Genomic DNA, 9695 nt, shown 5'->3' on the forward strand with positions numbered 1-9695 from the left:
TCAGAGCCCCTCTTCTGCTGTGGCCGAGGTGATCCGGATCGCGCCGACGCCGTCGGGCAGTTCGATCGCGGGGATCTCGGGCACCGGATAGGCGACGCTTGCCGTGGAGCCGAACTGACCCGGTTCCATCGGCATCAGCGGAACACGTTCGAAATTCAGCGAAACCAGATCCCGCAACCGGTCAGGCCGGTTCAGCCAGGCCCATTCCGCCTTTTGCACCGACAGACCCTCGCGCAGGCTGGCAATCTGGCGCTGCAGCCCCCGGACCTCACGCAGCACTTCCTGGGTGGCGTAGTTTTCGCGATACGCCCAGAAGCCAAGGGCGATCACAGACAGGAAGGTAAAAACGTAAAGCACGGGGCGCATGTCAGGACCGTCCTTTTTGCGAATTACGGGTCACATGAAACCGGGGAAGCCCGAGCGCCGCCGGATCGGCAGCCAGGGCAGGCGCATCCGTGCGAATGCCGATGCGGAGCTTCGCAGACCGCGCGCGCGGATTGGCGGCAAGTTCTTCGTCATCGGGGCTGATGGCCTTCTTCGACGCAAGCCGAAAGCGCGGGGTGACAGCATCCCGCGCCGGCGCATAGCGGTTGGCGGCGGGTTCGGCGCCGGAGGCCTGCTGGAAAAACCGTTTGACGATGCGGTCTTCAAGACTGTGGAAGGTCACTACCGCCAGCCGCCCGCCGGGTTTCAGGATCCGCTCGGCCGCCGCCAGCCCCTCGGCCAGCTGATCGAATTCGGCATTCACCGCGATGCGGATCGCCTGAAAACTGCGGGTTGCCGGATGGCTTTCGCCGAATTTCGGGCGCGGCAGCTGTTTCGCGACCACTTCGGCCAGTTGCAGCGTGGTGGTGAAAGGGCTGGTCTCGCGCGCCGCGACAATCGCGCGCGCAATCCGGCGCGAGGCACGCTCTTCACCGTAATTATAAAGGATATCCGCGAGATATTCCTCGCCTGCGGTATTCACCAGATCGGCGGCAGAGGGCCCGTCCTGGCTCATCCGCATGTCGAGCGGGCCGTCTTTCTGAAAGGAAAACCCGCGCTCTGCCTCGTCGATCTGCATCGAGGACACGCCGATATCAAGGACAACGCCATCCGCCGGCTCGCCCGCGAGTGTGTCGAGATCGGAAAATGTGCCCATGGCCAGCGCGATACGCCCGCCGAAATCGGGAAGCCAGGACGCCGCCAACTGATGCGCCAGCGGATCGCGGTCGATGCCAAGAACCCGTGACGCGCCCGCGTCGATCAGACCCTTTGCATAGCCCCCTGCCCCGAAAGTGCCATCAATCCAGAAGCCTTCAACCGGGGCTGACGCCGCAAGCAGAGGCCTGAGGAGCACCGGGATATGCGGTGCGCTTCCTGCCATCGCTTACACTCCGTCATGCGGCAGGAGCGAGAGGAGATCCGCACCATCGGGCAGGTCAAGATCGATCTCTTCCTGTGCCGCCATTTCCGCATCATAGGTATCACGCAGCCAGATCTGGAACGTGTCCAGTGCGCCCGCAAAACAGGCCTCGCCGGCATCGGCCAGGCCGATCCGCTCGCGCACCTTCTGCGGCAGGACGAGACGGCCATCATCATCGATTTCAACGGTCTGCGAGAGGGTGATGTAATTGCGCTCAAGCGCCTTGCGCTGCGGCGTCCCCGGGGCGAGCCTGCGGATCTTATCTTCCATCACAGCCATTTGCGCGACGGAATAGCATTCGACATAGGCCTGACCGGCGCGGCCGCCATAGACCATCACAACACGCGGGCGCGAGGTCCCTGCCCCGGCATCGCCGGCTTCCAGAATACGGCGAAAAGGCGCCGGGATCGAAACCCGCGCCTTTGCATCTACCTTCTGGTAGAACTCGCCTCTGAATGCCTCAGCCATTGCTTTGTGCCGGCCCTTGTTGCTTCTGTCCCTGGGCCTTCTGGCCCGATGATTTTGCCTTGCGGCGTCAGCCTTCTGGCCCGTCGGCCGAATTTCTCATGGTCCAGAAATGAAATGGGCGGATCGGACTGCTGCCACTGTCCGATCCGCCTCTGTCCCATCGCTGGGCGTCCAGCTACGCGCGCCACCTGGGGGAGATGTCTGCTCGCTCGCGCGCCGGATCTCTGTCGTCCGATGAAAGGGTTTGCCTGTATGAGCTGCCTTTTTTCGCCTTTGTTCGGGGTCTTCGTCCGCCCCTGACGTCTTTGTTTGCCCGTCTCATCTTCCGTGACCCCAACATGCCTGGGATTTCATGGTCTGACAAGGGAAATGTTGGATCATGATGGCAATATCTTGTCCGGGATGAGATGGGAAAACAGGATATTGTGGCCATCACGCCTTATCACAACACCATATCTATGGCTCTCGTTTGCGTTACTGTCGATATATTGGATAAACCAGCCGATCCCATGCTATCCCACAGGATCGAAGTTTTTTCCGAATCAAGGCACACCCTGCGCAAAAGACTGCGCATCACCCCGGGCCATTTACACGTACCGGCCGCTTCAATCCCACAGATCCACCCGCCTGAGGTGAAAACTCCCTCTCAGTTCCATGAAATTCCATGTCAATTGATTCGGAGCCTTCCGGCGCCATTCCATCCCGGAACCGGTTCCGCCCTGGCAGTGAGCTGAGACGCCGGTAAAGCAAAACCCCGCCACCGGGCAGGTGGCGGGGGAGTTCGGGGCGCAGAAACCGGCGCTGTGCGGGAACCGCCGCCGGTGCAGGGGCCGTCAGGCCATATTGCCGTCGATCAGGCGGCGCGCGAGGCGGTCATAAGCCTCGGCCAACGGGCCGTCGCCGGTGGCAATCGGCGCCCCGGCATCGCCCGCCACCCGCACATCCAGCGCCAGCGGGAGCTCGCCAAGGAAGGGGATGTTCAGGCGCTGCGCTTCGGCAGGGACACCGCCATGGCCGAAGATATGCGCCTCATGGCCGCAATTGGGGCATATATAAGAAGACATATTCTCGATCAGGCCAAGGATCGGCGTTTTCAGCTTGTTGAACATGTCGATGGCCTTCAGCGCGTCGATCAGCGCCACATCCTGTGGCGTCGACACGACCAGCGCGCCGGTCAGCTGCACCCGTTGCGACAGTGAAAGCTGCACATCACCGGTGCCGGGCGGCAGGTCGATCAGCAGAATATCCAGCTCGCCCCAGGCCACCTGGGACAAAAGCTGCTGGATCGCCCCCATCAGCATCGGCCCGCGCCAGACCACGGCCTCGCCCTCTTTCAGCAAAAGCCCCATCGACATCATGGTGACGCCATGCGCGACCACCGGCTCGATGATCTTGCCATCGACCGATGAGGGGCGCTTCGACACGCCCATCATCCGTGCCTGGCTCGGCCCGTATATATCTGCATCCAGCAACCCGACGCGCCGCCCCTGTTTCGCCAGCGCCACCGCAAGGTTCGAGCTGACCGTCGATTTGCCGACACCGCCCTTCCCCGAGCCGATCGCGATAATACGGTCGATCCCCGAGAGCTTTTGCGGCCCGCCCTGCTGCGGCGTCGGATGACCGCCGATCTTCAGGCTGGGCGGCTCGCCCGCCGCGCCCGAGCTGCGCACCACCGGACCCGCCGGTTTCGGCGCCGCTTTCGCCGCCGGGCCATGCGCTGTCATCACCACCTGGACAGATGTGATCCCCGACAGCGCCTTCAGCGCCGCCTCAGCCGCCGCCTGGACCGGCGCCAGCGCCCGCGCCTGATCTGCGCTTTCCGCCTCGATGACGAAACGCACCACGCCACTCTCGACCGAGAGCGCGCGAATCAAATCGCGCGACACCAGGGTGCCACCGCCTGGCAGGGCAATCCCCGCCAGAATCTCCGTTACCGCTTCACGCGTGGCTGTCATCGCTCTCTCCGGACAAATCGCTGACTGAGACTCGGCAGTTTTTGCGAAAAGGGCAAGGGGCGGAGAAAGATGTGTTCGCAGACTGCCTGATCTTTAACCATATCTGTTCATATCAATGACATAGCCCCGAAAACAGCCATGCGATTGCTGCATGGCAGCATTGCCGGGCCGTCTATTGTGCAAACGCAGAAAAGCCCGCATGTTAGCACAACGGAAAGCAACGGACCGGCACGAAGATCCGCCAAACCTGGCAAGACCACCGCCGATCCTGACGCAAAGGCTTGATGAAATGGCATATGTGAACACCTCCCGCGCCGCTTTGGCCCGGCCCTCGCTCTTCGGCGATGTCGTCGAGGCCCTGCGCAACGCAATCGCACGTCGTAAACTCTATTCGCGGACCCTTGAAGAGCTTCGTTCGCTCTCGGATCGTGATCTGTCGGATCTGGGCCTGTCCCGCGCCATGATCACCGAAGTTGCCCGCGAAGCCGCTTACGGCAAATAAGTTTCCCGCCCCGGATCCCCTCCTCCTCCCTGGATCCGGCGTGAAAATGGCGCCGCCGCCCTCCTCCCAGGTGGCGCCAGCTCTTAAAGGGCAGCAATGCCCGCTCCATTCGGTGGCCCACTCCTCCTCCCTCGGGCCTTCGAACCAGCGGCGACCCCCTCCTCCTCCCTGGGGTCGCCGCATCAGATACCGGCCTGCAGCGCGCTTATGCGCCGGGCCAGACGAGTTCGGAGCCCCTCTCCTCCTCCCTGGGGTCTCCGGAAAGCGCGGTGGCTCCTCTCCTCCTCCCCGGAGCCGCTGCGCCCTCCCAAATGGGCACAGGCCTGCGCCTGGTGCCCGATCAGTTCGGCGGCGCTCTCCTCCTCCCTTGCGCCACCGGAACTTGCGGCGGTCCCTCTCCTCCTCCCATGGGACCGCCGCCCTCCCCTCCCTTTTTCACCATTAAAACCGCCAGGCCCGCGTAAGGCCGGGGAACCGGCGCGCAGCGCGATTGCACGCTGCGGCACAGCCCTGTTGCAGCCTTGGCCAGTTTCGGCGGGCCAGAATCAAAAAGGCCGGCGCAAGCGCCGGCCTTTTTGATTCTGAACGGATACGCTGCCCGTCAATTGTCCATCTTGAGCGCCTGGATGAAGGCGGTCTGCGGGATCTCGACCTTGCCGAACTGCCGCATCTTCTTTTTGCCCTCTTTTTGCTTGTCGAGGAGTTTGCGCTTACGCGTCGCGTCGCCGCCATAGCATTTTGCGGTCACGTCCTTGCGCATCGCCGAAAGGGTTTCACGCGCGATCACCCTTGCGCCGATCGAGGCCTGGATCGGGATCTTGAACATATGGCGCGGGATCAGCTCTTTCAGCTTTTCGACCATCACCCGGCCCCGCGACTCGGCGCGGTCACGGTGAACCATCATCGCCAGCGCATCGACCGGCTCTTCGTTCACGAGGATCGACATCTTCACGAGATTGTCCTCGCGATATTCGTTCAGCGTGTAGTCAAAGGACGCATAGCCCTTGGTCACCGATTTCAGCCGGTCGTAGAAGTCGAACACCACTTCCGCCAGCGGCAGGTCATATTCGACCATCGCGCGCGGCCCGGCATAGGTCAGGTTCAGCTGGATGCCGCGACGGTCCTGGCAAAGTTTCAGGATATCGCCGAGATATTCATCCGGCACCATGATCGTCGCCTTGATCCGCGGCTCTTCGATATGGTCGATATAGGTCAGGTCGGGCATATCGGCAGGGTTGTGCAGATCGCGCACCTCGCCGTCTTTCATATGCAGCTTGAACACCACGCTCGGCGCGGTGGTGATCAGATCGAGATCGAATTCACGCTCCAGCCGTTCACGGATCACTTCGAGGTGCAAAAGGCCAAGGAAGCCGCAGCGGAAACCAAAGCCAAGCGCCGCCGAGGTCTCCATCTCATAGCTGAAGGAGGCATCATTCAGCGCGAGTTTTTCGATCGCATCGCGCAGCGCCTCGAAATCCGCCGCATCGACCGGGAAGAGGCCGCAGAACACCACCGGCTGCGCGGGCTTGAACCCCGGCAGCGGCGTCTCGGTGCCCTTGCGCTCATGGGTGACAGTGTCGCCGACGCGGGTATCGCGCACCTGTTTGATCGAGGCGGTGAAGACACCGATCTCACCCGGGCCCAGCTCGGCAATATCTTTCATCTTCGGCGTCAGCACGGCCAGGCGGTCGATGGGATAGACCGCATTGGTCTGCATCATCCGGATGCGGTCGCCCTTTTTGATCACGCCATCCATCACGCGGATCATGACGACCACGCCGAGATAGCTGTCATACCAGCTGTCGACCAGCATCGCCTTCAGGGGCGCATCGCGGTCACCTTTCGGCGCCGGCAGGCGCTGAACAATCGCTTCCAGCACATCGGGGATACCAAGGCCCGATTTCGCCGAAATCGGAATCGCGTCTGACGCATCAAGCCCGATCACGTCTTCGATATTGGCCTTCACCCGGTCCGGGTCGGCGGCGGGCAGGTCGATCTTGTTCAGAACCGGCACGATCTCATGCCCGGCATCCAGCGCCTGATAGACGTTGGCCAGCGTCTGCGCCTCGACGCCCTGCGAGGCGTCAACCACCAGCAGCGATCCTTCGACCGCGCGCATCGAGCGCGAGACCTCATAGGCGAAGTCCACATGGCCGGGCGTGTCGATCAGGTTCAGGATATAGGTTTTCCCATCCTTCGCCGGATATTCGATCCGGACGGAGTTCGCCTTGATCGTGATGCCGCGCTCGCGCTCGATATCCATCGAGTCGAGGATCTGCGCCTTCATGTCACGCTCGGCCACCGTGCCGGTCATCTGGATAAGCCGGTCGGCGAGCGTGGATTTCCCGTGGTCGATATGGGCGACGATGGAGAAATTGCGGATGTGATCAAGTTGGGTCATGGCAGCGGGATATAGCGGCATCCGAGAGAGCCGGGAAGAGGGGCAAGCAGACTGGAAGCTGCGATTTTCGTAGTTTACCTTCGTCCGTGGAATAAGAAGACGGACAGAATGCGGAAACCTGGTAAGAAAGCGCTGCTCTGGGGCCTCGCCGGCGGCGGGATCGGGCTGGCAGTGGCGGGGCTTTATGCCTGGTGGAGGATTCGCGGCGCCTTTCCCGGGTTTGCGGTTCTGTTTCTGGCGATGGCACCCCGGCCTGCAACCGTCGCGCTTTTGAGCGGGATCAGCGATGACGAACTCGCCTCCGGGCAATACGCGCTCCTCCTTGAGGATTTCGTCACCGGCGCCGGGCCGCGCCTGATCACCGACAGCGCAACGCTGGCGGAGTTGCGGCCATCGCTCTGGTATCTCGACGGGTCCGGCGACGGCGATATCACCGGCGCGGAGATCTCTGGCGAAACGGGCGGCGCCCCGGTTACGGAAATCGGCACGCTGCTGAAAGATGGTGCGGCTGTGCGGACCTTCACCTGCCTGACGATCCTGTGCCGGACCTGGACTGCCGGGGCGGGCAGCCCGGAAAACTGGGGCATGGGCGCGCTGCGGCAGGCCCTGCCCCGGTCGGTCCCGGCCGAACTGATCACCAGCCATTTCCAGAATTACGACTCCTATCTGATCAATCATGACGCCATCGCCACCGATCCGATCCGCTGGTTCGCCGAGCCTGGCGCCGAGGTGGTGCTGCCGCCCGATACCGGGCTGCGCCGGATCCATATCGACCTGCCGTCAGAACTGGTGACACTGCGCGACCCTGTCGGCCTGCCGCCCAAAGTGACACCAGAAGCCCGGACCGAGGCTGTTGCGGAAGACGAGGTCGCACGCCTTACAGAGCAGGCAAAGGCCTGGCTCGGCGATGGCCCCGGCACGGTCACCTCGGTCCGGCTCACCGCGCCAATGCCATTTTTTGTGCTGCAGGACGGCACTTATCTCACCGATTCCGGCAAAAACCGCGTCCTGCCAGGGATTGGCTGGCGCGACCGCGCGATCACCATCGAGCTGCCCGAAGCCCGGCTCGAGGAGGTCACCGCGCGGATTGACACCAGCTTCGCGCCCTCGCCCGATCTGCTGCGCCTCACCGATGCGGTGCATCGCGCCTTTGGCAGCTGGGGGCTGGATACCAGCTGCCTGCCTGGCTGCGGCATCGCCGATCAATCGCGAATCATCCAGACTACAATCGTCACCGTCTCGCCGAGGCCAAGCTGGTCGATCACTGCCTGGCGCATCCTGTCCGAAGACCACACCGACTGATCCGGCCGCGATCCGCCACCCTGGGGCAGCCGATCTTGCGCCAGACCCGCCTCCTGCCCCCTGGCGCTTGTAGTTTCCGCGATCACGTCTTTTTTCCTGGCAAAAGCCTGCCTGGCCTCCTGCAAGGATTGAAAAAAGAGGCGATTTTTGGCAATATCACTGGCAGAAAAATGACCGTCGGGCGGAGGGAATCCCTGTTCGCGGCACTTGAGGCAGAACATCATGAAACCAATCATCTCCCTGGCGCTCGCCGCCGGTGTGCTTCTCTCAACTGCGCCCATGACACTGGCTGGCCCGATTGAATCGGCCTGCATGCGTTCGGGTCGCGAAGCCGCAAGCCGCGCCCTTTGCGGCTGCATCCAGCAGGTTGCGGATATGACCCTGAAAGGTGGCGACCAGCGCCGGGCGGCAAAATTCTTCCGCGATCCCGATCTGGCGCATACCGTCTGGATTTCGCAAAGACCGGCCGATGACGCATTCTGGGACCGCTATAAGCAGTTCGGCGCGATGGCCGAATCCTATTGCGGCGGCTGAGGCGGGTTTCCCTGCTCCACGCATGTTGCGCTTTCCGGGCTCTGTCCGCACGGGGTCTTCCCCGGTCAACGGAACACCACAAGAGCCGCAATCCGGCGCTTCCTGATCTCCTCCGAGGCGGAGATCAGGAGCGAACACAACAGCACCATTAGGCAGGCATCAGGCTTAAAAGACATCTCCCTGGCGATCCGCTTTCGAGCCTGAGCCGCGTTTCGTGCCCTGACAGGGTTCTGATTTAGTCGGGTCCAGCCGCGGCATATGGAGCGGGGTTCACCCTCACAAGGCGATTTGGGGGCGATGCGGGGCATGGACGAGTCGATCGGCCGCCTCTCTCAGATATGCTGATCTCAAGGAACAGCTTCCAGCGCGTCAGCCTGCTGATGCTACCGCTGATAGGCGTCTTAATGCTGCACCTGGCCGCCAGCGCTCCCGGCAGCGATGCGATCGACGCCGGGACCGAAGAACCTGGTCCGCCCAATCCAGTGCCCAATGTCAACGACGCGCTGGTGCTGGAGCGGCTCACCGCGCTCTTGAGTGAGCGGCGGCTCTACCGCGATCCCGACCTGACGCTGGATCGCCTGTCCTGCCGTCTCGGCATCCCGGCCCGGCAGGTCTCTGGCGCGATCAACCGTCAGCTTGGCTGCAATGTGTCGCAAGCCATAAACGACTGGCGAATTCGCGAGGCAATGCGGCTTCTGCTGGAGACGGCGCGCCTGTCACCCAGATCATGTTCAATTTCGGCTTCCAGACCAAGTCGAATTTCAACCGGGAATTCCGCCAGGTGGCCGGCTCCGCGCCCAATGAATGGCGGCAGCAGCGCAGACAGGCAGCTAGTTGAGTTACAGACTTTGCGCGAGAAAGTTGAGGATTCCTCGTGCTAGATCGGCAGATCATCAGCAAGCTGGCCGAGATGCTGGCGAATGCAGCCTTCGATGGGCTGTTCAATGCCATTGGCGGCAACAAGCAGCTTGGCGGGTTCATGGGCATGCTTGGCTTTGACGGCGGAGGCTACACCGGCAATGCGCCACGCACCGGGGGCCTCGACGGCAAAGGCGGGTTCCTGGCCATGATGCACCCGCGAGAGACGGTGATCGACCACACCAAAGGGCAAAGCCCCGGCGGCGGATC

Annotated in this window: 10 protein-coding genes; 5 read left to right on the forward strand and 5 right to left on the reverse strand. The window is 62.6% G+C overall.

Annotated elements, in window-relative coordinates; translation table 11 throughout:
• The 4 genes from ftsL to M3484_RS10415 form a co-directional block, all read right to left on the reverse strand.
• Positions 1–366, reverse strand: a complete 366-nt coding sequence (ftsL, locus tag M3484_RS10400) for a cell division protein FtsL (RefSeq protein ID WP_092896172.1) — start codon at positions 364–366, stop codon at positions 1–3.
• A 1-nt stretch (position 367) separates the two neighbouring features.
• The gene (gene rsmH, locus M3484_RS10405) at positions 368–1366 is read right to left on the reverse strand and encodes a 16S rRNA (cytosine(1402)-N(4))-methyltransferase RsmH (RefSeq protein ID WP_249496802.1); all 999 of its coding nucleotides are present in this window, start codon (positions 1364–1366) and stop codon (positions 368–370) included.
• 3 nt (positions 1367–1369) lie between these two features.
• Positions 1370–1873, reverse strand: coding sequence for a division/cell wall cluster transcriptional repressor MraZ (gene mraZ, locus M3484_RS10410; protein WP_249496803.1), 504 nt, complete (start codon positions 1871–1873; stop codon positions 1370–1372).
• Between the two features lie 833 nt (positions 1874–2706).
• On the reverse strand, positions 2707–3828 hold the full coding sequence (locus tag M3484_RS10415) for an Mrp/NBP35 family ATP-binding protein (protein WP_249496804.1): 1122 nt from the start codon (positions 3826–3828) through the stop codon (positions 2707–2709).
• Positions 3829–4117: 289 nt separating this feature from the next.
• Between M3484_RS10415 and M3484_RS10420 the strand changes: the two genes are divergently transcribed.
• Positions 4118–4330 carry a DUF1127 domain-containing protein gene (locus tag M3484_RS10420; RefSeq protein WP_092896164.1) on the forward strand — a complete coding sequence of 71 codons (213 nt, stop codon included), beginning with the start codon at positions 4118–4120 and terminating at the stop codon, positions 4328–4330.
• Between the two features lie 601 nt (positions 4331–4931).
• On the opposite strand, the gene lepA is transcribed toward M3484_RS10420, so the two are convergent.
• Positions 4932–6731 (reverse strand): translation elongation factor 4, encoded by a 1800-nt coding sequence (lepA, locus tag M3484_RS10425; RefSeq protein ID WP_249496805.1) that lies wholly within the window; start codon positions 6729–6731, stop codon positions 4932–4934.
• 108 nt (positions 6732–6839) lie between these two features.
• Here lepA and M3484_RS10430 point away from each other — a divergent pair, with 108 nt between their 5' ends.
• From M3484_RS10430 to M3484_RS10445, 4 genes are all read left to right on the forward strand, one after another.
• A complete protein-coding gene (locus M3484_RS10430; RefSeq protein WP_249496806.1) occupies positions 6840–8033 on the forward strand; it encodes a hypothetical protein in 1194 nt (397 codons plus the stop codon).
• A 222-nt stretch (positions 8034–8255) separates the two neighbouring features.
• Complete coding sequence (locus M3484_RS10435; RefSeq protein ID WP_249496807.1) at positions 8256–8567, forward strand: hypothetical protein; 312 nt, start codon at positions 8256–8258, stop codon at positions 8565–8567.
• Between the two features lie 404 nt (positions 8568–8971).
• On the forward strand, positions 8972–9448 hold the full coding sequence (locus tag M3484_RS10440) for a helix-turn-helix domain-containing protein (protein WP_249496808.1): 477 nt from the start codon (positions 8972–8974) through the stop codon (positions 9446–9448).
• On the forward strand, positions 9442–9695 hold a 254-nt coding region (locus tag M3484_RS10445; RefSeq protein WP_249496809.1), incomplete at its 3' end, for a hypothetical protein. The genes M3484_RS10440 and M3484_RS10445, both read left to right, overlap by 7 nt.

The sequence above is a fragment of the Pseudomonas sp. GX19020 genome (genome assembly GCF_023371075.1).
Classification (GTDB): Bacteria; Pseudomonadota; Alphaproteobacteria; order Rhodobacterales; family Rhodobacteraceae; genus Pseudogemmobacter.